This is a genomic window from Shewanella sp. 10N.286.51.B8, from assembly GCF_041469325.1.
Classification (GTDB): Bacteria; Pseudomonadota; Gammaproteobacteria; order Enterobacterales; family Shewanellaceae; genus Shewanella.
Window position 1 is genome coordinate 1 of the sequence record NZ_JBFRKG010000060.1, and the last position, 25191, is coordinate 25191.

The following is a 25191-nucleotide window of genomic DNA, read 5'->3' on the forward strand; positions in this document are numbered from 1 at the left end:
ACAAAATAAGTTACAGTCTCCACGATGCAGAAAATTAAATTAATTAGACCAAACATCCAATACTCTTTGCGTCTTGCTCGTCCTGAAAAATCAAAATATTGTTTTAAAACCTTAATATACCAATCCATGGGTTGTTCCTTAACCTTGTTTGTTTATTGTTTGGTTTGCAACAATTTGTTGCGAGAATAGTATTAACTACTTTAGTCAGACATACCAACAATTAAGCACGTTTTTTTGGCCTAAGTGCATAAAAAAGCCGCAAATTTTATTTGCGGCTTTTGAATGTATGTAAACCTTTGCGGTTATTTAGCCAGTTTGTCAGCCACGATAGGGTAATAGTCCCATACGGCTTTATCTGTCATAGAGCGAACCAGTTTCACGTATTCTGCGTGTGTCCATGCAAGTGGTGTCGCTGAGTTGGTGCCATCGCCCATCGCGTAGTTATAACGCGTCGGGTTACCCACACCGTCCCAAGCTTGTTCTGGTAACATCATGCCTTCATTGGCAAAGGTTTCCATGCCTTGAACATAGGTGTTTATAAGCGCTTGATGGCTTTCAGTTGTCAGAGTGTCATTGGCTTTAGCTAACGCCAGTTCATAATGACCACGCTCACCGGTAAAGAAAGGCCATACGCGGCCACGTTGGTCTTCAGTATTCCCTTTTTCAGCATAACTTAAACCGCTAGTGATATCTTCGCCATAACCATCGTTACCATAGCGTCTAAAGCCAGGAATTAAACTGCCATCTTTGGCTTTAAATTCGTACTTAACTCTTAGGTTGTGCTCAAGGCTTGTGTTATCAATTAGCATAACGCTGTTTTGAATCACACTGTCATTAGCGACTTTCACGCCGTAACGTACTAGCTCTAAGAAACCGCCATCAAGAATGACTCTTTGATCAAGACCCGGTTTGCCATTGTTATCTAATAACTTGTCGGCATTGTTTGGGTTACCATTTGGGCTGATTCGAACATAATAAGGTTTATTGTCCTGAGTAAGCTCACCCGTTGTCGTCACCATTGTTGATTCAAGACTGGCTTCTAGCTTACGCGCCAGTTGTAGGTATTTATCAGCATCTTCATCTTTGGCCAGCTTAGCTAAATCACTGGCGGCTACCAGCCCAGCAATAACCGCAGCAGTGGTAGAAGGTGAGAAGCCCGCTTGTTCTTCCCAGCGTTCTTGTTGGGTGCTAGGAGGCGTAATACTGGTGTCATTCCAATCTAGTTTTACATTGCCGCCAGTAACTAAGAACTCTGCCGCAGGTTTAAGCATGTCGGTATACCATTGACTGATTTCAGCATCAGTTAATACGCCCGCTTGCCATAATTTCCAACCGAGCATTATTGGCATTGCTGTTTGATCAAGCTGAACACCAACCCATTCAATTTCACCATCAACATGGGTTTTTTGTAAGAACCACCCTGGAGTGCCGACATATTCAGGTGTTTGTTGGCTGACTTGTACTTTCTTTAAATACTCAAAAGCAACTTTTGGGGTTTGTGTGTCACCCATGGCTAAAAATGCCATGGCGCACTGATAAAAATCACGTGGCCAAACCGCTTTATAACCGGTGCTACCCACCTTTGCAGAAACACTGTCACCCCAAGGGTTAGACAGTGAAGCGATTAATGCGCCTGCGTGGGTTTTATCTTCTTGAGCTTTTAACACAAGAGCACTGGTATACAGCAATTGACCGTTATCAGTGGTATTAACACTCATGTCGTTTAATACCGGTAACGAACTTAAATAGTCTTTCCAGCCGACATGTTTGTCATCGCCAAGATAAGCACTTAATACCTTGTCATAGCCGCTAGTCAATGTGGCATCGACATTGGCTAAACTGCTTTGCTTATCATGACCAAAGCCGATAGCAATATTCATTTCTAGGGTATTGTTATCTGCTGATTTGCTTAAGGTTGGATATTGAGCAGTAAGCGCAACATTGCCAATAACACTGTTATCACTGCTGGTGGTGTTATAGAGGTTATTGAGCTGACCGTTGTCTTTAAGATCAACTAATCCATCAGATTTTCCGACAAAACCGGTACTGGCTTGAGTAAATTCTACATCAGATTTGATGGTCATTACTGATGAGTCAGCATTATTGGTGTATGCCACTAACGCGCCATTTTCAATACTGGCGATATCATTGGCGCCACTATTATCTACATGTGGATTGGCATATAAGTGTGGGGTAATACCATCAGCAAAAGCGGTAAAGATAACTTTCATCATCATGCTGTCACGGTTTGGATCGGTAAAGATATGCTTTTCAATTTGGTACTGACCATTTTTAGCTTTATTGATCACTTTATAGGCTAATGATAATGGGCGGCCTTGTTCATCTTGATGTAAATATTCGATGCTACTGATGGTGTCTTGTTTTTCAGTATCAACAAAGCCATCACCAGTAATGATGAACTGCATTTCTTTTAACTGCGCATTGTGGATCAAGCCATACATGGTTTCTGTTAGCACACCTTGGGCTATGGAAAACCAGACTTTGCTGACTGGGTTGTCTGCTGTGCTTTGGTATTGACCGTTTACATAAGGCTCATAAGAGGTGCCAATACCAGTCTTACCAGAAAATGCCCAGGTTGGATCGATACCCGGAGCGCCGGGGGCGACTTGCTTAATGGTGGTGATCTCAGCCGCTGTTTCAATGGTTTGTTCTGGTGCTACTTCAGCGTCAGAGCAGGCTGATAATGCCAGTAATGAACCCGTTACAACAGCAGTATTGATCGCCTTAGCGACAAATGACTTTTTAAAACAAATTGTTTGTGAGTTATTAATATTTAACATTGCGTTCATGAATAACGTTCCCCAAATATTTTTAAATAATTTTTATAACTTAATGAGTTTTTGATTTTCTGTTTAAGCTTGTGAGCTGGGTTGATCGACAAATAACACCGCAATACCGGCAATAATCATAAATACCCCACCAGTGATTAGCGCAAAAATGGGTTCACCATCGAATAAGCCATTTAAAATAACACCTAAAACACTTGCTGCAAGTAACTGTGGAATAACAATAAAGAAGTTAAAAATACCCATAAATACACCCATCTTTTTAGGCGGTAATATGCCTGATAGCATGGCATAAGGTACGGATAAGATAGAGGCCCAAGCGATGCCGACACCAATCATTGGGATCCATAACATTTGTGGGTCTTTAATAAAGTAAAAGCTAATCAGCCCTAGTCCACCGAGTGTTAAGTTGATGGTGTGAGTAAATTTAATCCCTACGGCTTTAGCTAAAAAAGGAATCATCACAGCAGCAAGGGCGGCAAAGCCATTGTATGAAGCGAATAACATCCCGACCCAGTCAGCGCCGTCGTTATAAGCTTGTGAAACAACATCAGAGCTGCCGTAATGATAAGAGGTCACCGCTGAGGTGGTATAAATCCACATGGCGAAGAGTGCAAACCATGAGAAAAATTGTACTATAGCCAGTTGATGCATGGCTTTAGGCATATGAAATAAGTCATCAACGACGTTAAATACCATACCTAAAGAGTCACGTTTTTTACCCTTGACCCCAGCAAGTACCTTAGCGCAATAAAGCTGTAATGGGCCAAAAGCAAAGATGCCAATACTAAGAATAAATAACTGTTTGTCCCAACCGAGTCCATAAACTAACCCAGTAAATATCGCACCAATAGTCATCCAAACCAGTGCTGCTGTTTTATATTGCGTAGCGGTGCGGCTGCGAGTTTCATCAATACGGTCTTCTTGCTTAGCGGTTTGTTCATGTGCATGGAAGGCACTGATTTCTTCTGGCGCATATTCTTTAGAGCTAACAATCGTCCAGCCGACAGCTAAGAATAATACTGCGCCACCAAAGTAGAAGGCATAACGAACTGAGTCGGCAATCTCCCCAGCAGGTGCTGTGTTTGCAACATCAAAGTAATTGGTAAGAATATAAGGCAGTGCAGAGGCAACAACCGCGCCAATGCCGATGAAGAAGCTTTGCATCGCATAGCCTTGAGTGCGTTGACTCTTAGGTAAGTTATCGCCGACAAAAGCACGAAATGGCTCCATAGCGATGTTGATTGATGCATCCATAATCCACAACATACCGGCAGCAATCCACAGAGTAGGAGAGTGGGGCATGACAAATAACGCCAGCGTGGTACAAATTGCGCCAATTAAAAAATACGGGCGACGACGGCCAAGCCCGTTCCAGGTGTTGTCACTTAAATAACCGATAATTGGTTGGACTATGAGTCCAGTCAGCGGAGCAGCTATCCAAAGAATAGGAATTTCGTCAATTTCAGCACCTAGCGTTTGGAAAATACGGCTGACATTGGCATTTTGCAGTGCAAAACCGAATTGGATCCCCAAAAAACCAAAGCACATATTAAAGATTTGCCAAAAGTTGAGTTCTGGCTGCTGACGCTGCTGAGTATTTGTCGATGTTTGACTAATCGTATCGGTAGACATGTATCTTCCTTTTTATAGGTCGTTCAACTTCATGGCTGAACTCTTATTATCACGTTTGCTAATGTATTAGGTAAAAAAATGGCGAATACACATCTCCCTAAGACGGGTATTCGCCAAAGACCTGGTTTGCACTTCAAAAAGGCTGAAGTAAAAAAAGGCACTTAAAACCTGACACAATCCGATGAAGGTGATGCGCCAGTAACGACCTAGCCCATTTCATCCACACAAGCAGAGGAGAAATTTAGCAGGTTTCATATTAGCCTTGTGTCGGATTTAGGCACAACCAATTACATACGTATTCATCATTTATGCACAACGAAAGCTGATCATATTTGTAACAGGAAGGGGGTAAATAGCGCATTAACCGATATTTGGTAGGTCAATGTAAATGAACAAAAACCTGATGGCAATGAACACAAAAAGTGAACATTGCAATACATCAGGTTTTATTGGGGTAAAATTGTTGTGTTTTGTCTTTAAAGCGCTTTAAAAGGCTTTAATTTAAGGCTTTAAAACGAATCGCAGTACCACCACTTTTTGCTAATACCAGTGACAGATTGTCTTTCGAAGTCACTTTTGTCGTTTCAATGACGTAATCATATGGGTTGGTTTCCCAGTTCGCTTTATCGCCATCACGATATATTTGTGCTTCATATTGTTGGTTATTATCTAAAAATGATAATACAACATCAAAACTGCGGGCTTGTTCATCAGTGAGTGCGCCAAGATACCAATCATCAGAGTGACGGTCTTTACGCGCAAAGGCAACAAAATCACCGACTTCACCAGCAACCGCAATACTCTCACTCCAATCAGTGGGAACGTCTTGAATAAACTGAAAGGCGTCAAGGCGTTCAACATAATTACGTGGTAAATCCGCCGCCATTTGAATTGGACTATAAAGCACTACATACAAAGCGAGTTGCTTAGTTAATGTTGTTTGCACCCGATTAACCGCATCTAAGCCTTCTGGTGCGAGATTAAATATCCCTGGAGTGAAATCCATTGGCCCTGACAGCATACGAGTAAAAGGTAAAATCGCTGTATGTTCTGGGTTATTGGGCGGAGTTCCCCAAGCGTTAAATTCTTGGCCGCGGGCGCCTTCTCGGGCAATCCAGTTTGGATAGGTGCGGCGCAGACCAGTATCTTTAACGGGTTCGTGAGTATTAATACTAATGCCACGCTTTGCGGCTTCGGTAATACTGTGCAGGTATTCATTCACCATAAACTGGCCATCATGCCATTCATGGCGGGTAATACCGTTTTCATCAACACGCTTGATGTCACCCCCATCTGCCACATAACCCGTTTTGATTTGAGTTACGCCGTGCTTTTTATATAAATCATAAGCATCACTCATTTGATTACGGTAATTCGTTACAGAACCTGAGGTTTCATGGTGACCAATTAAGCGCACGTTTTGTTTAGCGCCATATTCACTGACAGCATCAATATCAAAATCATCATATGGCTTGGTAAAGCTAAACACATCGCCATTATGGAACCAACTGCCATCCCAGCCGACATTCCAGCCTTCAACTAATACGCCGTCAAAGCCGTACTTAGCAGCAAAGTCCATGTAACGTTTAGTTTCGCTGGTCGTTGCGCCATGTTTATCACCTGAACCCCAAGTATTTTCATTAAGATGCATTCCCCACCAAATCCCAACATACTTACCTGGTTCAACCCACGACACATCACCGAGCTTGTTAGGTTCGTTTAAGTTAAGGATTAAATCTGAATTGAGTAAACCAGTGGCTTTTTCGGCAATTTGAATGGTTCGCCATGGGGTAGTAAATCCAGGTTTAGTTTTGACTAAGATGCCATCAGACCATGGGGTTAAGTCGGCTTTTAAGGTGCCATCACGGCGTTGATCTAATACCATAGCGGCATAATCTGTTAGCGCCGCTTCGTGAATACTTAAATGAGTGTCTGAAGCGAGTTTATAAGTGAAGGGGGTATGAGCACGGTCGACTTTGTTTACCGTGGTGGTGTTATATAAGTATTCGTATCGATTCCAGCCGCGCCCCGGTATCCACCAAGCAGTCGCATTATGGGCATCAGGAATTGAAAACTCAGTTAGTTCATTGGTAATGTTTAAGGCGGATTTTGAGGCAAGGCCTTTTTGTGTTGGCACTTGATATCTAAAGCCTAAACCATCATCAAATACTTTAAATTCTACGATAAAATTGTAATTGCCGTTACTAAAGCTGGTGGTAAGTTTGTTGTGATGATCTTCAATCCATTCACGTTCGCCCCAAGGTTGTTGCCAGCGCGATTGATTGCTGTCAGTGGCAGTTTTACTGATCTTAAAACCACTGCCAAATTCTCCCAAAGACTCAAAAACCAAACCCATTCGAGATGCGTTTACTACCTGTTCGCCGTTAAAGGTGACGCTATATTCCGGTCTATCAGCATGATCAGATAAGCTGACGGTAATATTGTTACTGGGAGAGCTGATTGTCACCGTTTTTGCCTGAACTCCTGGCGTTATTCCTGACAGGACACAGCTAATGAATATGGAAAGTGCGCTGAGATTAAAAACCGACTGATATTTTGTTTTAGTTTTAGTTTTAGTTTTAGTTTTAGTTTCAGTTACAGGTGTGGTAGCAGCTGTTGATGCCGTAATAGACGGTAAATCAACTAATTTTGATGATACCTCGAGCATGGTGACTCCATATTATTATTCGAATTTTCCTTTCACATACTAGAGCGGTTAAACCAAGTGCTGCAATTTGTTGCATACGTATTCAATATTGAGGCGTTATTTAAGGCAAATATTTTAAATGCGTTGATTGCATTTTTTAGAATGCGTTTGTTTTTTATCCGATACTGGCCAATATCTAGAAAACGGATATTTAATCGAGGTTTTTATATTTGTATCGCTAAAGACATGCTATATCGCCCGCTAAAAAATCAATTTGAAATACATCTGTTATCTAGATGTTTTATAAATAGGCGGCTTGGTTTGATATGCAACAATTTAGTCGTTATGCGCAATAGTTATTTGTGATGTCTGCAATTGCGATGAAGGTCAGTATTTTACTAATTGTTTGAGTAATAAGTGTTTTATTAACAATGTTTGTTCTTGCTTAGCACTGCGTTTGTTATGGTTTTATTGAAATGATAATAAGGGAAATACCATGGCAATGAATAGACGTAGTTTTCTTAAGGGGAGTAGTGCATTTGCATTTTCTGCCAGCATTATGGGGTGTTCTAGTGATGATAAGAATATTGAAGAGCCTCCAGTAATTGATCCACCCATTGAAATACCACCTGAAGCAAGTATTCCTGATGGTGTTTATCACACAACGTGTCCACGTAATTGCGGTGATAGATGTAGTTTGATGGTAACCACAAAAGATGATGTGGCAATATCAATCACAGGCGATAAAACACACCCTGTAACAGCGGGAACCCCATGTGTTAAAGGCCATGCCTATTTACAGTCTGTGTATAGCCCAGACCGTATTCAACAACCAATGAAACGCGTAGGGCCACGTGGTCCAGGTGCAAGCTTTGAACCTATTTCATGGGATGAGGCATATAGCGCCATTGCAGGCCGCTTAAACGAGATTATTAACACCCATGGTGGTAATTCAATCATTCCTTACTCTTATTCTGGCTATAGCGGTATCAGCGCAGGCTCGGGTCCGAACCGATTCTTTAACCGTATCGGCAGTCGTAACTTGCAACGTAATATTTGTGCCAGTGCCGGTTATTCAGGAATGAGCTCTATATTGGGTGAATTTTCAGGCCCAAGCCCAGAAGATTATGTGAATACCAAATGTTTTGTTTCTTGGGGTACCAATGAGCAAGCCACCAATATCCACCATCTTAAATTTATCAATGAAGCCCGTGATAAAGGCGCTAAAATTTTAGTGGTTAACCCGGCTAGAACACCTTTAGCGTCGCAAGCTGATATTTGGTTGCAGCCGACACCAGGTACCGATGCCACGTTAGTTGTGGGTATTAGTAAAGTGCTGATTGAAGAAGGTTTGCATGATACAAACTTTATTGAAGCCCATACCCAAGATTATGATGCGCTAGTTGCCCGTCTGGAAGAGTTTACCCACGAACAAATCGAGCAAGAAACGGGTGTTTTGAGAAGCGAATATCAAGCCTTTGCTAGAGCTTATGCTGGAGCTGAATGTGCCATGATCCGCATTGGTTATGGTTTACAACGTACCTTGAATGGTGGCCGAATGGTTAAAGCCATTCCAACGCTTGCAGCGTTAACCGGTAATATCGGCAAAGTGGGTGCAGGTGTTGTGTATCTTAATACTCAAGCTGGTGGGATGTTTGATTGGGCTTATTGTAATGCGCCGCATCTAACACCTGAAGATGCAGTAAGAGACACGGTCAATATGAATGAGATTGGCAGGTCGTTACTACCTGAAGATTATCAACATGAAGACGGTCAAATTGGTCCGCTTGCTTTTGGTGAGCCGTGCGATCCAATTAAAGCAATGATTGTATATTCAAGTAACCCAATGGCAATTGCTCCTAACACTGAGCTAATTGAAAAAGGCTTGATGCGTGACGATTTGTTCTTAGTGGGTATTGATTTATTCCAAACCGATACCATGGATTATGTTGATTACTTGCTACCGACGTCTAGTTTTATGGAGCAATCAAATCTCATTGATAGTTATCATTGTTATTACTCTAAGCATAGTGCGCAAGCCATTATGCCACTCTATGAATCCAAACCTGACACAGTCATCTTTAATGAACTTGCTAAAGCAATGGGTTTTGAAGATGCAGAGTTCAATGAGTCGATTGATGAAATTTTACGTAACACTTGGAAAGGTAATATTAGTTACGATGCGCTATTAGAGCAAAAGTGGGATAGCCCAATTGTACCGTATCCATTCCGTAAAGATTACGACTTCCCAACGCCAAGCGGCAAGATTGAATTTAAAGACACCAGCGGCAAGTACTTTGACCCTGAAAAATTCAATCCAGTAATTGATACCGGCACCCCTGAAAGCGATGCTGCTGATAATAAAGGGATGACCGATGCTGAAAAAGCGCGTGAGTTCAGATTAATATCACCAGCGCACCCTAAATTAAGTAATTCTCAATGGGCCAATGTTAAATATATTGCTGGGACATTACCTCAACATACTGTTTATATTCATCCTTTAGATGCTGGCAGCAAAGGGATTAATGAAGGCGATCAAGTGACGTTAACTGCAAGTCGCTATGGTAACCCGAGTGTACAAATTCAATATGTAGCAAGGGTTGAACCAATGACACCTGTGGGCACATTGTTTGTTTGGAAAAATGCCTGGAAAAAACTTAATGATAACGGAAGTAATACCGCGGTTAACCAGCTGGCAAACTGTGATTTAACTGATATGAACAACTGTTCTACCTTCCACTCAACCCGTGTCGATATTGCACTGGCGTAATTATAATCATTAAGGAACTTTCTAATGACTGAACAAAAAGTTTTTGTATTTCGCCAAGAAAACTGTGTTGGCTGTGAAGCTTGTACTGTGGCATGTCAGGCTGGCCGACAAGCGAATGAATTTGTCACCGTAAGAGATATCTCTCAAGGTGAAAAAACCAATCATTTAGGTAAGCAAGTTGCGGTATTTTTATCGCAATCTTGTCATCACTGTGAAGAACCTATTTGTGTTGAAAAGTGTCCTGTTGGCGCAATGGTTAAACGCGATGATGGCATTGTCCATATTGACGAAACGCTATGTGTCGGTTGCGGAGCATGTCGTATGGTGTGTCCTTATGATGCGCCAAAACTTGACGCTAAGCGTGGTATTTTATCGAAATGCGACATGTGTAAAGACAGACTCGATGTCGGTGATAAACCATTTTGTGTTACCGGCTGCCCAGTGCAAGTGTTAGATGTGATGGATCAATCAGAAGCATTAAATTTGCCAGGGGCAAGTTTAAATGGTGATGGCTATGAAGATTTAGGCACAGGTCCGACAACAGTATTTATTAAATTAAGAGTCTAATACTTAAGGCTTACTTTAAATGCCAACCCTAGGGTTGGCATTTTTATTTAAATAATAAATTTTATAAATGTATTTGGCGGTGTAATAATAATAATAAAAAGTGCTATTAATGAAATAATAGGTAAATTTAAGTTATATTTAATAAAGCAGTGGCTAAACGGTAAATCTAATATTGGCGCGTTGATTTGATTTTATAATGTGTTTATCCCAGTTATTGGATAATTGAATAACTGATACTGCATGATTAATGAGGTCTTGTTGATGTGATTGATCTACCAATGCTGAAAACTCTCTGGCTAGCGCGATGATGATGTAATCATCTTTCGTTAATATTTCACCATTAAGACTATTGTTGATCAAAATACTGAAACTATTGAAAAATGTAGACATTAACTCCTGTTCACTCAAACGCTTAGGTAGATTGTCTACGCGTCTAAAGTCATTAATAACCATTAGAGAAATCTTTCTGCAAATGGTTTCTAGTGAGCTCCTTGGGTATGAAGAACCGACCCATACTGAGTGTGGCTTAAGGCTTACCTCAATAGCACTACTGAGTTCTGCAGCACGCCATCTTTCTTTAAAATTCATCAGTAACATAACTTTGCCTATATAAGCTGTAACACATCTATCTTACACAATATTCATAGACCGAATATTTACCTAAGTCACTTTTATTAAAATGTCATAATAATTGTTTAGATAAATAGGAACCTATCACAGATATTTATAATAACCTGAAATAAAATAATGGTAATTAAATAATTTAAACAAATGGAATTTAAACATGAATAACGATGAATACGTTAAAAATATGGCAGGAATGTTTAATTTTCTAGCTGAAGTATTTTATCAAAAACCAAGTGATGAATTAAAGGAAACTATTTCAATACTAGAGTTACCCTTATTTATAACAAAAGAAAACAATATAGATAATCACTTTAGGGAAAAATTAGATACCTTAAAACAATTGAGCCAAACTTTGGTGCTGGATGACATTAAACAGGATTACAATGCCTTATTTATCAGGCCAAAAGGTAAACTTGCTTATCCATGGGGATCAGTTTATTTAAGCAATAATAATCGTTTGTTTGACCAGTCAACCCTGTTATTTATGGATTTCTGTAAAAAAAACCACTTGAACTTTAACTTACCACAACATCAACCAATGGATCATTTTGGTTTGATGCTAGTTGCACTGGTGTATTGCTTAGAACTTGACTTGCAAGACGGTCAACAAAGAGTGAAAGAACTATTAGAACAACACTTGCTTAGCTGGAGTGACCGCTTTTTAAGCTTGGTGATTGAGCATAGTACAAGTCACTTTTATGGTGTTTCAGCCCAGTTATGCCAGCTATTGTTAACTGAGCTAACACTTAGCAAGGAGCTTGAGCTAAAGCCCGTCACATTGTACAAGTAAGCTGAACTGACTGTGGTAGCAACAACAAGAGTCGTAGGCGTTATGAAAAACCTGCAATAAGGTTAATTATTGCAGGTTTAAAGGCGCTTAGGCAGGTTTAAATCTTGCTAGCACGAATTAGCAGCACGAATTAGTAATACTTATTACCAGGTAATAACTAACACTTGAGATTCTAGTGGTTGCAGATTAATCGCTATGCTGGCTTGTTGCTTTACCACATTCATAGGATGTATTTCGTTAGCACCAATGGTGAGCAAGTTTTCTATTTGATAGCTACCATCCTTGATTTGGGCTTTGGTGATTAATGCTCGAGGTAGGTGTAAGTTGATACTCGCAGCTTGGCTGTCGCTAAAATTAGTGACTACCAGCATAAACTGCTCGTCGTTATAACGGCTAAAGGCAAAGGTATTATCGTTATAGCCTTGTTGATTGGTTTTTTGGCTAACAGCACGGTTAAAAGTATCAAGCTCAAAGTACTCGCCTTGCAGGGCTGGCGCCGTGTGACTTAAGTTAACCAAGGTTTGATAATAACCGCGAAGGGCTTTTTCAGCATCCGTTGATTGACCGCCATCAAATTTGCCGTTATTCATCCAACGTTGATGGGCCGGTACTCCAACGTAATCAAAAATACTGGTACGGCTGGCTTGGCCAAAACCGGCATCTTGCTCGGCTTTTTCACCGACATCTTGACCGAAATAAAGCAAGGTCGGTGAGCGACTTATGGTGGTAGACACCACCATCGCAGGCAAGGCGGCTTCGGCGCTGCCAGCAAAGTCGCCAGTATTAATTCGCTGCTCATCATGATTTTCTAAAAAGTTGAGCATGTGCTGCTCAATATCTGCAATTTTTGCTTGATCGGCTGCAATCTCAGCCGTCGACTTTTTACCATGGATAATGTCTTTTAATGTGTCGTATAAATCGACTTTATCGTACAGATAATCCATCTTTCCTAAATGAATATAATCACGGTAAAGACTTGGGTTATACACTTCAGCAAGTAAAAAAGCATTGGGGTTTAGGTGTTTGATATTACTGTTGAGATAACTCCAAAATTCAACTGGCACCATTTCGGCCATATCGTACCTGAAGCCATCAACGCCTTTTGCTAGCCAGAATTCGGTGATGTGTTTAAATTTAACCCAAGAATCAGGGATATCGCTCAGTGGTTGAGTCTGCCAAAATTGGTAATGCTGCGCAGAAGACATCTGGGCATATTCACTTGGCAGAGTAGGGAAGTCGTAGCTGCCATCAGGCTTAACGCCATAGTTAACCTTAACGGTTTCATACCAATCATTGGCGTCTGGCTTGGCTAAACGTGAGCCATTACCGGTCCATTTAGCTGGTGTTTCAATCAACTGACCGTCAGCGAGGGGATGAGACTCACCGCCTAAGGGCTGATAGTTATCTTTGGCATCGGGAACAGAGAAACTCTCACCGACAATATAATAGAAGTTATTGTTTTTATCGTATTCAACAGCGGTATTGTCTTGCTCACCAAAGTTGCGATTAGCTGGAAGCGGCGAATTTTGTGGGGCAGATTGATATTGGCGAGCCACATGGTTAGGCACGATATCGATAATCACCTGCATGCCGTTTTGATGGGTACGTGATATAAGCGCTTCAAATTCAGCTAATCTGTTAGCCGGGTCATTAGCTAAGTCAGGGTTAACGTTATAGTAATCTTTTACCGCATAAGGTGAGCCAGCGCGGCCCTTTACCACATCTGGGTCGTCATTACTGATCCCAATGTCAGTGTAATCATTGATCAATGCGTGATGGGGTACGCCGGTATACCAGACATGGGTTGTCCCTAATGACTTAATGTCTTGCAGGGCAATATCGGTAAAGTCACTAAACTTGCCGACACCGTTGTCTTGTATAGTGCCCCAAGGTTTATTGCTGGTATTAGTATTACCATAAAGGCGGGTAAAAACTTGGTAGACAACAGGCTTACCGGTTAAAGGTTGTGCAGCAGCACTTAGCTGCTCAGTACCGCTCTGTTTAACCGTCTCATTGATACTGGCTTTATCTGTGGCGCAACCAGCAATAACCATACTGACTCCCGTTAATACCAGGCCTAATTTTATCGGTAAACTTACGCTGAATTTTTGTAAATACATATGCTTCTCGTGGCAGATTTATATTATTTAACTAAAGGAGATTAACAAGCTTTAGTTATGATCTAGAGTTTAACCGTTATTTGATTAACTTAAGAATAATGACACCTTTTTCTTTTAATGTGAGCGGCTTAGTTAATGAATACGTTTGTTGTGTGATGATATCTTTAGCCACAGTATGTTGTTTAATTACTGGTGCGAAACGGCTTAAATCAAGCTGGTATTCTTGCTGATTTTTATTGTAAATAATCAATAAACTCTCTTTGTTGCCTGCTTGATTATATTCACGGGCTTGCAGGTAAACACCCTCTTTAGGAGCAAAGTGTTTAAGGCTGCCTTGTTGTATCGCTAATGAGTTTTTACGATAGTTTAAAAGCGCGCGATTAAAGGCAAGCGCATCTTGTTGTTGGGCGGACAAAGACGATGGCTTGAATACACTGAGTTTATCTTCAGCAAACCCGCCGGGTAAGTCACTGCGAACTAAACCGTCATTACGATCTTTTGTCGGACTTTGCATCAAAACTTCGGTACCGTAGAAAATTTGCGGAATGCGGTTACTGGTTAACACATAGGCCATAGCCATTTTATACAGGGCTAGATCATTGTTCATCAGACTGTATAAACGGTTAGTGTCATGGTTGCCTTCAAATAATACTAAATCAGTGGGCTTAGCATAAACCACATCATTGGCGAGCATTTCATATAGATTAATAAGCCCGCTACCCCAACTTTCTTCGTCAGTTAAGCTTTTAATGAGCACTTCATAAAGTGGAAAGTCCATCATGCTCGGGGTATGTGAGACATAACCATCAGCATTGTGTTTACCCGCTTGCCAGTAGCTTACTGTAATGGGGTTATCGCTCCATTCCTCACCAACAATATTAAAGTTGGGATATTCATCCATTATGGCTTTTGACCAGGTGGTTAAAAAGCCTTTATCAGCATAAGAGTAGGTGTCTTCGCGAATACCGCTAAGCCCGGCATATTCTACCCACCAAATACTGTTTTGAATAAGGTAATTTGCCATAAATTCATCATTTTGATTCATGTCAGGCATGGTGTCAGTAAACCAGCCATTTTCGAATTCTGCAGTATCAGATGGCATAGCGTATGGATCTTGAACTGTGGTTCTGCGATGGCTGGTATACATGATGTCTTGAGGGTTTTGTTGCCATTTTTGTTGGCCATTTATCCAAGTTGAAGTTGGAAAATCAGCCATCCAGCGATGCCCCGAACCCATATGGTTAACAATCACATCTTTAATAATACCAATACCAAACTGCTTCGCTTCTTCTACTAAGGATTTGTATTCTTCGTTGCTACCAAAACGTGGGTCAATTTTATAAAAATTAGTGGTGGAGTAACCATGGTATGAATACTGGGCTTGGTTATTTTCAAGCAGCGGGTTTATCCATAACTGTGTGATACCTAGATCTTTGAAGTAGGGTAGTGACTGACGAATACCGAGAATATCACCACCATGTCGGCCATCTTTATCGTCACGATTGGCTGTTTCTAACATGTCTGGGTGATTATCGTTGTCAGGATTACCATTTACAAAACGATCAGGAGTGATGAGGTAAATAACATCTTTGTTAGAAAACCCTTCACGCTGGCGTGAATCTGCCGCTCGGGCCTGAATAGGGTATTCAAGGGTTTGAACTAGCTGATTGTTATCAAACAAACCTATTTTAATGGTTTGCGGCTTTGCATCCTTTAAGTCTAAATCGATAAAAAGATGATTGTTACTTGCTGACTGATGAACCGCTTTAAGTGCCACATTGGCAGATTCAACAAGTTTGACCTCATAGGCGCTAATACCTTCGCCATAGACTAATAACTGCAATTGACTGTTTTGCATATCAGCCCACCAAGATTGTGGTTCAACGGTGACATTATTGATTTCAGCAGTAGCAGCAGCGCTAGTCATTAATACATTAACCATCAAGGCTAGCGGAGCAAGTTTTCTAATAGTCATAAGTTTACCTTTGATGAAATTACAATTTATCAATAAATTGTTGATGAGACGGCATAGCAGCAACAGCCCTATTGATGATTTGCTTAATATTGCCCAGATAATCATGTAAGTCAGCATCACTTACACTATTAGCTAACGGGTTATAGTCATTAGGCATAATGCCTTGGCCGAGCATTACCTGTATCCAAGCAGCTTCTGTAAACAATTCATCTTGGTAGCGACTGACAGTGCCAGTGGCTTTAAATAGTTCAATTTTTTGTTTAAGGCTGTCAGGTATCGCCATATCACGGCATTGCTGCCATAAATCATGGTGTGAGTCTTTTTGATTCAGGTGATAGTGCAAAATAATGAAGTCACGAATTTGTTCAAACTCAAGTTTTGATTGGCGGTTAAACTCATCAACATTAGCTTGCTGAACGCCATTGTGGGGGAACAGCTTAGACAGACGTATGATGGCTGATTGAACTAAATGTAAGCTGGTGGACTCAAGTGGCTCTAAAAAGCCGCTTGATAAACCAATGGCAACACAGTTTTTATGCCACTGCTTTTCACGGCGTCCGGTTTTAAAATTGATTTTTCTGGGCTCTGCCAGCGGTTTTCCATCGAGGTTTTCAAGCAATAACGCTTTGGCTTGCTCATCAGATAAATATTGACTGCAATAAACTAAGCCATTACCAGTACGGTGTTGCAAAGGAATACGCCACTGCCAACCTGCATCATGGGCGATAGAGCGAGTATAGGGGGTTAATGCTTCAGTTCGTTCACAAGGTACGGCATAAGCACTGTCACAGGGCAGCCAATGCTGCCAGTTTTCATAACCCACATCTAATTGCTTTTCAATTAATAATGCAGCAAAGCCTGAGCAATCGATAAAAAATTCAGCGCTAATTATCTGGCCATCTTTTAATGACACGGATTCAATGCTGCCGTCATTGGCAAGGGTTGTGGAGGTGATTAAGCCTTCGATACGCTTAACTGACAGCTTTTCACTGTAGTTACGTAATAGCTTAGCGTAGAGGCTGGCATCAAAGTGATAAGCGTGGGTAATACCTGCTAAGGGCGAACCTTGTACCTGGTCCATTATGGAGAATTTATTATTTTTAGCTGCTTGGTAATTTAATGAGTAATCCCAGAATTGATTGACATCGGTTGGGTTAGATTTTTTCCAATAATGATGAAACTGAGTAAAGCCAATATCTTTACCGATATTGCCAAAAGCATGCATGTAGCTTTGTTGCTGGTTGCCCCAATTTTCAAACTCAATGCCCAGCTTAAAAGTGGCTTGGGTTTGCTTAATAAAGTCTGACTCTTTAATGCCTAAAACATTATTAAATATTTGCAGTGGCGGAATAGTCGCTTCACCGACACCAATGGTGCCGATATCTTCTGATTCAACCAAAGTGATATTAAGCTGGTGTTTGAATAACCTTGCCAGCATGGCAGCAGTCATCCAGCCGGAAGTGCCGCCACCAACAATTACAATGTTTTTGATCTTGTTATTATTCATGGTAATCGCCTTATATTTTTATTGTTTTTAAAGTAAAAAAGCCCCTGTAACAGGTTACAGAGGCTTTATTTCTACACTAAGATTAGAACTTGTAGTTCGCACCTAGCATGAAGTTACGGCCGTAATTTTGGTAATCACGTACATGACGAGCATCTTCACCCGTGTATGACGTGAATGGCTCGTTAGTTAAGTTATTCACTTGGAATAGCACTGATAGACCATATAGGGCATCAATACCACTTTCAGAGAAGTCATAACCAATTTGCGCATCTACTACGGTTTCAGCTTTAACATTAACATTTTGACGGGTTAAGCTGATTGCGGTTACTTCACCTAAGAAGTCACTACGGTAGCGTGAGCTAACACGTGCTTCAAAGCCTGAGTTTTCATAGTAAACCGTCGCATTGAAGGTTTTCTCTGAAAGACCAGGTAAAGTTGTTGGCTCGCTATCAGCCGTTTCTTTCACTTCACTGTCGTTGTAAGAACCACTTAATACCGTACCAAAGCCTTCTAGCGCATCAGCCCACATACCAAAGTCCATAGAGAATGACGCTTCAATACCTTGAACATAACCGCCTTGACCATTTTGCCATTGCTCAAAAGAACCAATTGGGTTGTCTGTGTCTGGGTTTTGTGGTGGCACGATGTCAGTAAAGTCGATAAAAGATGTTTGCTTGTAAGTGTAGTTTTCTAAGTCTTTATAGAATACTGCCAAGGCAAAGTAGCCTTGGTCACTAAAGTAGTTTTCGTAACTGATATCGTACTGACGGGCTAACCAAGGACGAAGTTGAGTATTACCCGCCTCACCAGTCCAATTCACACCCGTTGTTGGTTTTTCTTCATAGCTATAGCCAATGTTGGAATTCATTTGGTCCATACGAGCACGGGTTAAGGTACGAGCTGCAGATACACGCAACATTTGGCCTTCTGCAACTTCAAAACCTAAATTAAAGCTAGGTAACCATTCAGTATAAGATGCGCTGTCGTAGTTGGCGTTAGTAACAAGTTTACCTTCTTCTTCGTCCAAAGTAGATGCTGTACCGTTAGAGCTCTGGTCTGTTTGAACCGCTTGAATACCAAAGTTACCCGTAAAAGGAATATCGTAAACATCGGTATCTATCGTTGCCATAACAAAAGCGGTAGTCACTTCTTCGTTAACATCCCATGAGTTTATTGCTCGGCTAGCATCAACATCAGCAACATCAGTTTCAATGTAGTTGCCATCATTGTAAAAAGCTAAAGAGTCATAGCTTAATACGTCACCCATACCAAAAAAGTCTAGTGAAGTTGATCTTAATAGGTATTTATCAGGGACCGTCATAACATAGTTTGGATCGGTGCCGTCATAACCTTTTAGGGTTAGGAAGTAGCCTTTATCTAATTTTGATTTTTCACGCTCAGTGTAATTAACACCAAATTCGATGCTACGAATCGCGCCGTCATCAAAGATGTATTCAGCGGCTAAACGGAAAGACTGTAATTCATCTTCAATTTCTGGCTTGTTGATAAAACCATCTTGAGTGTTTGTTCCTTCACCTAATGGGTTACCCCAACCAAGTGGATCGCCTAGCTTGATGACATTTGGATCTGAATAATCTAAACCGTGAGTAAAGTTATAGCTACCATTACCATTGTAAGCAAAACCTAAGTCGTCGACAGCGCCAACACCGGTGCCGCGGCCAGTACCACTGTAACTTTCCATACCAATATCAGTACGTTCGGCTTTAGATAGACCGATGTCAGCTTCAACATTCCAGTTATCATTGATTTGAAATTTGTTATTCCAGCCAACTGATAGCGATTCAGCATCACGTTTGTTGACATCGTTACGTACTACTACTTCAGCGCCACGAATGACGCCTTCAGTAACAAGACCATTTTCAATGTTAGTTGCTTCGATACCACCGTTAGCACCCCAAGCAGCTGGGATTTCAATACCACGTAAACGTTGGTCATCAGTAAACTTAGAGTAGTAAAGGTCAACTTTTGTTTGGTAGAAATCATTTGGCGCATATTCAAATACAGCTAAAACACCATCACGCTCAAGTTCTGATGAACGAACGAAAGGTTTTGCACCACCTAATACACTGTCGCCGGCAGCATTTTCTGGGTAACCCCATGCTTGCCAGCGCTCTTCTTGGTTAGGCGACATCATGCGTGCGTAACCTAATGCAATACCAATAGTGTCATCAGCAAATTGGTCAATATAAGAAATACTGCCACGGTAACCGGTATCATCAGAACCGCTATTTAACGCACCAAGGTCATTCATTTCACCACGTAAACCAATAGCGAATGTTTGTTCACCATGGGTTAGCGGGCTGATTGTTTGCATATCAACCGTGCCACCAATAGCTTGAGCCATAACGGTTGCATCAGGTGTTTTGTATACCACAACACGATTTAATAATTCAGAAGGGTATTGGTCAAATTCAACACCACGGTTATCGTTAACAGACGCTTGTTCGCGGCCATTAAGTGTCGCGGTAGTGAAATCCGGCCCCATGCCACGGATTGAGATGACGTTTGCGCGGCCATCAAGGCGCTGAGCTGAAACACCTGGTAGACGTGCAAGTGATTCTGCGATACTGACATCAGGTAATTTACCGATATCTTCTGCAGAAATAGCTTCAACGATTGAAGATGAAGACATTTTTAATGATTGTGATTCTTTTAAACTACGACGAATACCAGTGACTTTTAATACTTCAATTGATTCATCAGCAGTTGCAACATCTTCTGCTTCAGCAGCGTAACCGTACATACTTGTACTGGCAGCTACCATTGCTAACGTTAGTAAGCTTGGTTTAAATAGCGACATCCATCTTTCCCCTTCTGAATGGCCAGCAGCCCTTTTTATAAGGTCGAGCTGCTAGATTTCTATTATTTATAATTACAGTCTTTATAGTATTTTTACTTCAGCTTGCTTAAATGACTGCATAAGCGCTGAGGTTTATTTCCACTTTGTTGCGGAACAGTAAAGATACTACTCCTAGCATTCTTTCATCGACAACGTTATGCATACGTATTCAAAGCTTTTGTAGACTTTAAATGGCCACTTTATTACTTTTTTTTAACATTCAAAAGATAGTTTATGTATTGGTTAAGTTATTGAATATTAGCATTTAAGTGCTTGGTTTGTATTTTTAAAATTCGTATTAATTCTTTGCATACGTATGCAGCTCTATTGAACCTAATTTCACTATTCACGTATCCTCGAGGCAATTAAATAATAATGACGACCAGTTACTAGGTCGCAACATAGGGTTAACCATGGGTGAGGTAGCTATATGGTTAATGCTTTTATTACAGAGGGCGAGTAATGAGTCAGTTATCATGGTGGCGCGGCGGAGTGATATATCAGGTATATCCACGAAGCTTAATGGATTCAAATGGCGACGGAGTCGGTGATCTACAAGGAATAATTACCAAACTTGATTACATTGCTAGTTTGAATGTTGATGCAATCTGGATATCGCCCTTTTTTAAGTCGCCAATGAAAGATTTTGGTTACGACATCAGTGATTATCTCGATGTTGATCCTATGTTCGGCACAATGGAAGACTTTGACGAACTGATTGAAAAGGCACATAAGCTCAATATCAAAATAGTCATCGATCAGGTATTAAGTCATACATCTGACGAGCATGCCTGGTTTAAACAAAGTAAATTAAGTCGTGATAACGACAAATCTGATTGGTATGTTTGGGCCGACCCTAAAGAAGATGGCACCGCGCCTAATAACTGGTTAGCTATTTTTGGTGGTTGTGCTTGGGAGTGGGAGCCGCGTCGTCAGCAATATTACTTGCATAACTTCCTAAAAAGTCAGCCTGATTTAAATTTCCATAACCCTGAAGTTCGCGCTGCAGTGCTTGAGAATGTCGATTTTTGGCTTAAAAAAGGCGTTGATGGTTTCCGCTTAGATGCGATTACTTTTTGCTATCACGATGAGCATCTGCGTGATAATCCAGCTAAACCCAAAGATCAACGCCAAGGTCGTGGCTTTAGTGAAGATAACCCTTATGCCTACCAATATCATTATTACAATAATACCCGTCCACAAACTGTCGGCTTTATTGAAGAGCTGCGCGCACTTATTAATCAATACCCAGGCGCCGTGACTTTAGGCGAAGTGTCAGCAGAAGATTCTTTAGCGACCATGGCTGAATATACCCAAGGCGATGATCGTTTGCATATGGCCTATAGTTTTGAGCTATTAACCAATGATTTTAGCGCGGCTTATATTCGCCAAACAGTTGAAGAACTGGAAGCCAGTATTGGTGACGGTTGGCCGTGCTGGGCTATAGGTAATCATGATGTGCAACGCGTTGCGACCCGCTGGGGCAAAGGTGAAACTAATCCCGCCATGGTTAAAATGCTCAATGCGATGTTGTTTTCGCTGCGAGGCAGCGTATGCAGTTATCAAGGTGAAGAATTAGGCTTAACGGAAGCGCCTATTGAGTTCAGTGAGCTGCAAGATCCATTTGGGATTACCTTCTGGCCAATGTTTAAAGGCCGTGATGGCTGCAGAACCCCAATACCGTGGTCGAAAGATCATCAACAAGCGGGTTTTTCTGACAGCAGTAAACCTTGGTTACCTATTCCTGCTGCACATAAAGCTATGGCTGCAGATGTTCAAGAAGCAGATACACAATCCAATCTACATGCTTATCGCCGCTTTTTAAAATGGCGTAAGCAATATCCTGCATTGGTGATGGGTGATATTAGCTTTATTGATGTGGATTCTAACCTTTTGGTATTTGTACGTACCTTTGAAACTCAAAAAATGCTGGTAGTATTTAACTTAGATAATAGTGCCAATACATTTGATGCCTCTGCATATGACATTGTTGCAGTTAAAGATGATCACGGTCTTGAGTCTGCATCTTTGCAAGCTGATGCTAAACTAACATTAAACGCATTTGGAAGTTTCTTCGCATTAATTAAATAATGTAACGATAAAACAGCAGCTTAATCGGTTGCTGTTTTTATATGTGTTGTAGGTTTTTAATAACAAGATTCAGTTGCCAGTAGACATGCTAGTAATTGGTGATAACAACGATAACAAGAGAGTTCATATTATGGCTTCAGCTATTCCAACGGGTTCAACAACAGTTAGCAGTACTGGCGACGGTAGTTACCGTTTCGCACTAGTATCGTTAACCTCACTATTTTTTATGTGGGGATTCATTACCTGTCTTAATGACATACTAATCCCTCATCTAAAGGCGGTATTTTCATTAAGTTACACTGAAGCCATGCTGATTCAGTTTTGTTTTTTTGGCGCTTATTTCTTAGTGTCATTACCTGCTGGCAGTCTGGTTAAAAAGATTGGTTATCAAAAAGGCATTGTGTCCGGTTTAGTTATTGCTAGTATCGGTTGTGCCTTATTTTACCCTGCTGCAGCATTGGAAACTTACGCGTTATTCTTAGGGGCATTGTTTGTTTTGGCTTCAGGTATCACCATTTTACAAGTGGCCGCTAATCCTTATGTAAATGCACTAGGCTCTGAAGACACAGCCTCAAGCCGCTTAAACTTAACCCAAGCATTTAATGCGCTTGGCACCACGGTGGCGCCATACTTTGGCGCTGTGTTGATTCTGTCAGTCGCAACGGGTGCCGTCGGTGAGTTAAGCCATGCACAAGCTGAAGCTGACGTGGTAAAAATGCCATATCTATTTTTATCTGCCACGTTAGCAGTTTTAGCTGTGATTTTTTCACAATTAAAGTTGCCTATTATCCAATCTCATACCGCAGTTGAAACAGATGGTAAGGTTACTTACAAAGGTAAAACCAGCGCGTTGCAAAGCATTCACTTAGTATTGGGCGCGGTGGGCATTTTTGTTTATGTTGGCGCTGAAGTATCAATTGGCAGCTTTTTGGTTAACTTTTTAGGTGAAGAGCACATTGTAGGGCTGCAAGAAGCTGATGCAGCAAAATACATTACCTATTACTGGGGCGGGGCGATGATTGGTCGTTTTATTGGTTCAGCGCTTATGCAAAAAATACCTGCAGGCACCATGTTAGCCTTTAATGGTTTAATGGCTGCGACCTTAGTATTAGTTGCTATTAATACCAGTGGTGAAGTGGCCATGTGGGCAATTTTAGCGGTTGGCTTATTTAACTCCATTATGTTCCCAACTATTTTTAGTTTGGCTTTAAGAGACTTAGGCCCACATACTTCGCAAGGCAGTGGCTTTTTATGTTTAGCGATTGTTGGTGGAGCAATCATCCCATTATTACAAGGGGTAATGGCTGATACCATGGGCATACAACCGGCGTTTATTCTTCCTGTAGTGTGTTATGCATTTATCATATTTTACGGCGCGAAAGGCTCTAAAATGTAACCTTTAAGCTGACGCTTTATATCAGGCAGCCTAACGGCTGCCTTTTTGTTATTTCGCCGCCAATAAATAGGAATCAATACTTGCTTAAAAGGCGGTTAACTCCTATGATCCATGCGCTTTTTCTGTTTTATCTTATTTCTATAACTCGTTGAGATCCCCCAATGCTAACTTACCCGCTCTCAGGCAGTTCATCTGAACTGGTCATTAATGTGTTAACTATGGTGCTAACTGAAGGAAAACCTTTAGATCGCGCTTATTCACATAACTTTTCAGGTATGCAATATCCACCTGCGGAGCTAGCAAGAATTACTCTCGTTACTGGTGATATTTTGCGTCGTTTGAACCTTTACTGCTATTTGGTTGATATCAAAGTAGAAGATATTGAACGTACCGGTTCTAAATTATTAAACGGCTGGCATTTATTCCACGATCTTGATTTACCAAAGATGGAATATGCATTACAAGTTGATAGCGCACAGTTTGCCGAGCGTCTAGAGGTTGCAAAAGCGCAACCGGCTTTGTGGGATGGCTGCCCAGAGTGGCTTGACGAGTTAGGTGCTGCGCAACTAGGCGAAAAATGGCCAGCAGAAAGAGCGGCTTTAGCAACAGCGCCAAAACGCTATATTCGCGCTAACAGCTTAAAAGGCACCCGTGAAGAATTAAAGCAACGGTTAACTAAAGAGTTGGTCGCTACTGTAGAGGTTGAAGGCGTTGAAAGTGCGTTAGAGATACGTTCAGATTCTGCATTATTCAAAACTGAAGCCTTTAAACAAGGCTATTTTGAACAACAAGATGCCGGCTCGCAGCTCGTTGCTGCTGCAGTTGATGCAAAACCAGGTATGCGAGTTGTTGATGCTTGCGCCGGCGCTGGTGGTAAAACTTTGCACATTGCCGCACAAATGCAAGGTAAAGGTCGTTTACTTGCTATGGATGTTGAGCAATGGAAACTTGATAACCTCAAAATTAGAGCAAGAAGAGCAGGCGCGCATAATGTTGAAACCCGCATTATCGCTAGCAGCAAAACCATTAAACGGATGAAGTTGACTGCTGACAGAGTCCTACTCGATGTACCTTGTTCAGGTTTAGGGGTGTTAAAACGTAACCCAGATTCTAAATGGCGTGACACGCCAGAAAGATTACCGGTATTAATTGAGCTACAAAAAGACATTTTGCAAAGCTATAGCCGAATGGTAAAAGTGGGCGGAATATTAGTCTACGCTACCTGTTCAATCATGCCTGATGAAAACAGAAATCAAGTTGATGCCTTTTTAGCTGCAAACCCACATTTTACATTATTAGATGATGAATTAATCTTGGTTTCTGAGCATGGTTTTGATGGTTTTTATTTAGCAAGAATGGAACGCATAAGCGAAGTGTAAATTCATTGTTTTAAAATAAA

15 protein-coding genes are annotated in these 25191 nt (G+C 41.1%); 6 read left to right on the forward strand and 9 right to left on the reverse strand.

Annotated features, from left to right (window positions below; genetic code table 11):
* From AB4160_RS18480 to AB4160_RS18495, 4 genes are all read right to left on the reverse strand, one after another.
* The coding region (locus AB4160_RS18480; RefSeq protein ID WP_372005954.1) for a DUF805 domain-containing protein at positions 1 to 128 on the reverse strand (128 nt) is incomplete at its 3' end.
* Between the two features lie 174 nt (positions 129 to 302).
* Entirely contained in the window at positions 303 to 2810 is a 2508-nt protein-coding gene (locus AB4160_RS18485; RefSeq protein WP_372005911.1) for a glycoside hydrolase family 15 protein, read from the reverse strand.
* 63 nt (positions 2811 to 2873) lie between these two features.
* Positions 2874 to 4442 carry an MFS transporter gene (locus tag AB4160_RS18490; RefSeq protein WP_372005914.1) on the reverse strand — a complete coding sequence of 523 codons (1569 nt, stop codon included), beginning with the start codon at positions 4440 to 4442 and terminating at the stop codon, positions 2874 to 2876.
* 496 nt (positions 4443 to 4938) lie between these two features.
* On the reverse strand, positions 4939 to 7110 hold the full coding sequence (locus AB4160_RS18495) for a glycoside hydrolase family 97 protein (protein ID WP_372005917.1): 2172 nt from the start codon (positions 7108 to 7110) through the stop codon (positions 4939 to 4941).
* 475 nt (positions 7111 to 7585) lie between these two features.
* Between AB4160_RS18495 and AB4160_RS18500 the strand changes: the two genes are divergently transcribed.
* Both AB4160_RS18500 and AB4160_RS18505 read left to right on the forward strand, forming a co-directional pair.
* Positions 7586 to 9859: a molybdopterin-dependent oxidoreductase gene (locus tag AB4160_RS18500; protein WP_372005920.1), complete on the forward strand. Its 2274-nt coding sequence runs from the start codon at positions 7586 to 7588 to the stop codon at positions 9857 to 9859.
* 24 nt (positions 9860 to 9883) lie between these two features.
* Positions 9884 to 10426 (forward strand): 4Fe-4S dicluster domain-containing protein, encoded by a 543-nt coding sequence (locus AB4160_RS18505; RefSeq protein ID WP_102437360.1) that lies wholly within the window; start codon positions 9884 to 9886, stop codon positions 10424 to 10426.
* Between the two features lie 153 nt (positions 10427 to 10579).
* On the opposite strand, the gene AB4160_RS18510 is transcribed toward AB4160_RS18505, so the two are convergent.
* The gene (locus tag AB4160_RS18510; protein WP_102437362.1) at positions 10580 to 11023 is read right to left on the reverse strand and encodes a hypothetical protein; all 444 of its coding nucleotides are present in this window, start codon (positions 11021 to 11023) and stop codon (positions 10580 to 10582) included.
* Between the two features lie 187 nt (positions 11024 to 11210).
* Between AB4160_RS18510 and AB4160_RS18515 the strand changes: the two genes are divergently transcribed.
* Positions 11211 to 11843: a molecular chaperone gene (locus AB4160_RS18515; protein ID WP_102437364.1), complete on the forward strand. Its 633-nt coding sequence runs from the start codon at positions 11211 to 11213 to the stop codon at positions 11841 to 11843.
* A 143-nt stretch (positions 11844 to 11986) separates the two neighbouring features.
* On the opposite strand, the gene AB4160_RS18520 is transcribed toward AB4160_RS18515, so the two are convergent.
* The 4 genes from AB4160_RS18520 to AB4160_RS18535 all read right to left on the reverse strand — a co-directional run bounded on the left by AB4160_RS18520 (position 11987) and on the right by AB4160_RS18535 (position 20266).
* Entirely contained in the window at positions 11987 to 13963 is a 1977-nt protein-coding gene (locus AB4160_RS18520) for an alpha-amylase family glycosyl hydrolase (protein WP_372005923.1), read from the reverse strand.
* A 76-nt stretch (positions 13964 to 14039) separates the two neighbouring features.
* On the reverse strand, positions 14040 to 15938 hold the full coding sequence (locus AB4160_RS18525) for a glycoside hydrolase family 13 protein (RefSeq protein WP_372005926.1): 1899 nt from the start codon (positions 15936 to 15938) through the stop codon (positions 14040 to 14042).
* A gap of 19 nt (positions 15939 to 15957) precedes the next feature.
* Positions 15958 to 17445, reverse strand: coding sequence for a tryptophan halogenase family protein (locus tag AB4160_RS18530; protein WP_102476640.1), 1488 nt, complete (start codon positions 17443 to 17445; stop codon positions 15958 to 15960).
* An 82-nt stretch (positions 17446 to 17527) separates the two neighbouring features.
* Positions 17528 to 20266, reverse strand: a complete 2739-nt coding sequence (locus tag AB4160_RS18535; RefSeq protein WP_372005930.1) for a TonB-dependent receptor — start codon at positions 20264 to 20266, stop codon at positions 17528 to 17530.
* Between the two features lie 501 nt (positions 20267 to 20767).
* Between AB4160_RS18535 and AB4160_RS18540 the strand changes: the two genes are divergently transcribed.
* The 3 genes from AB4160_RS18540 (at position 20768) to AB4160_RS18550 (ending at position 25171) form a co-directional block, all read left to right on the forward strand.
* On the forward strand, positions 20768 to 22396 hold the full coding sequence (locus AB4160_RS18540; protein ID WP_102437374.1) for an alpha-glucosidase: 1629 nt from the start codon (positions 20768 to 20770) through the stop codon (positions 22394 to 22396).
* Between the two features lie 130 nt (positions 22397 to 22526).
* Entirely contained in the window at positions 22527 to 23792 is a 1266-nt protein-coding gene (locus AB4160_RS18545; RefSeq protein ID WP_372005933.1) for a sugar MFS transporter, read from the forward strand.
* A 161-nt stretch (positions 23793 to 23953) separates the two neighbouring features.
* Positions 23954 to 25171 (forward strand): RsmB/NOP family class I SAM-dependent RNA methyltransferase, encoded by a 1218-nt coding sequence (locus AB4160_RS18550; RefSeq protein ID WP_372005936.1) that lies wholly within the window; start codon positions 23954 to 23956, stop codon positions 25169 to 25171.
* Positions 25172 to 25191: the final 20 nt, after the last annotated feature.

What these genes read in the sequence shown, in the direction of transcription:
- AB4160_RS18485 (WP_372005911.1), bottom strand. Translation starts at nt 2,810, where the DNA reads ATGAACGCAATGTTAAATATTAATAACTCACAAACAATTTGTTTTAAA.
- AB4160_RS18490 (WP_372005914.1), bottom strand. Translation starts at nt 4,442, where the DNA reads ATGTCTACCGATACGATTAGTCAAACATCGACAAATACTCAGCAGCGT.
- AB4160_RS18495 (WP_372005917.1), bottom strand. Translation starts at nt 7,110, where the DNA reads ATGCTCGAGGTATCATCAAAATTAGTTGATTTACCGTCTATTACGGCA.
- AB4160_RS18500 (WP_372005920.1), top strand. Translation starts at nt 7,586, where the DNA reads ATGGCAATGAATAGACGTAGTTTTCTTAAGGGGAGTAGTGCATTTGCA.
- AB4160_RS18505 (WP_102437360.1), top strand. Translation starts at nt 9,884, where the DNA reads ATGACTGAACAAAAAGTTTTTGTATTTCGCCAAGAAAACTGTGTTGGC.
- AB4160_RS18510 (WP_102437362.1), bottom strand. Translation starts at nt 11,023, where the DNA reads ATGTTACTGATGAATTTTAAAGAAAGATGGCGTGCTGCAGAACTCAGT.
- AB4160_RS18515 (WP_102437364.1), top strand. Translation starts at nt 11,211, where the DNA reads ATGAATAACGATGAATACGTTAAAAATATGGCAGGAATGTTTAATTTT.
- AB4160_RS18520 (WP_372005923.1), bottom strand. Translation starts at nt 13,963, where the DNA reads ATGTATTTACAAAAATTCAGCGTAAGTTTACCGATAAAATTAGGCCTG.
- AB4160_RS18525 (WP_372005926.1), bottom strand. Translation starts at nt 15,938, where the DNA reads ATGACTATTAGAAAACTTGCTCCGCTAGCCTTGATGGTTAATGTATTA.
- AB4160_RS18530 (WP_102476640.1), bottom strand. Translation starts at nt 17,445, where the DNA reads ATGAATAATAACAAGATCAAAAACATTGTAATTGTTGGTGGCGGCACT.
- AB4160_RS18535 (WP_372005930.1), bottom strand. Translation starts at nt 20,266, where the DNA reads ATGTCGCTATTTAAACCAAGCTTACTAACGTTAGCAATGGTAGCTGCC.
- AB4160_RS18540 (WP_102437374.1), top strand. Translation starts at nt 20,768, where the DNA reads ATGAGTCAGTTATCATGGTGGCGCGGCGGAGTGATATATCAGGTATAT.
- AB4160_RS18545 (WP_372005933.1), top strand. Translation starts at nt 22,527, where the DNA reads ATGGCTTCAGCTATTCCAACGGGTTCAACAACAGTTAGCAGTACTGGC.
- AB4160_RS18550 (WP_372005936.1), top strand. Translation starts at nt 23,954, where the DNA reads ATGCTAACTTACCCGCTCTCAGGCAGTTCATCTGAACTGGTCATTAAT.